Raw genomic sequence first — 547 nt, 5'->3', positions numbered from 1 at the left:
CCCCCCCCCCCCCCCCCCCCTCACGCCTGCGCCGGCGTCAGCGTCGACACCGCCTCGTGGAACGTGCCCACCCCCGCGGCCACGCCCTCCAGGCTCAGCACCGTCCAGGTCGGCCCCGTCCGCACCAGCACGCCCAGCTCCTGCGCCGGCCGCGTGCGCGTGCGCCGCAGCTCCAGCACGAACACCCCGGGTCGCGCCTCGCGGACCTCGGGGCTGCGTCGATCGGGCAGTCTCACGCCGCCCTCCTCCCGTCCTCCGAGAGCAGCGTCAGCGGTAGACGCTCCACTCCTTCTTGACCACGTGCTTCTCCTCGCCGTTCACCGAGACGATCCACTCGCCGTCCCGCTTCGCGATCACGCGCCCGCGCAGGTACTGCGGCTCCCAGCCGTCCGCCCGCGGAACCCACTTCACGAAGCGCGCGAACCGCCCCGGCGCCACATCGTCCCTCGACATCGTCGACTCCCCTCGTCGCACCCGGGGTCCTCCGCGCTCCGGGTCGGTCACGCGGTTCCTCCGGGATGCTCTGGACCCTAAGTCGGGCTCCTCG

The 547-nt window shown here is 73.9% G+C and carries 2 protein-coding genes; both read right to left on the bottom strand.

The window, feature by feature from the left end; translation table 11 throughout:
* Positions 1-20: 20 nt before the first annotated feature.
* Complete coding sequence (locus ASF46_RS01010) at positions 21-236, bottom strand: hypothetical protein (protein WP_055785431.1); 216 nt, start codon at positions 234-236, stop codon at positions 21-23.
* 31 nt (positions 237-267) lie between these two features.
* Positions 268-453 carry a hypothetical protein gene (locus ASF46_RS19000; protein ID WP_146168385.1) on the bottom strand — a complete coding sequence of 62 codons (186 nt, stop codon included), beginning with the start codon at positions 451-453 and terminating at the stop codon, positions 268-270.
* Between the last annotated feature and the right edge of the window lie 94 nt (positions 454-547).

Source organism: Rathayibacter sp. Leaf296 (assembly GCF_001423045.1).
In the GTDB taxonomy this organism is placed as follows: domain Bacteria; phylum Actinomycetota; class Actinomycetes; order Actinomycetales; family Microbacteriaceae; genus Rathayibacter; species Rathayibacter caricis.
The sequence above is the reverse complement of the archived record's forward strand: the minus strand, read 5'-3'. Positions and strand labels throughout refer to the sequence as shown.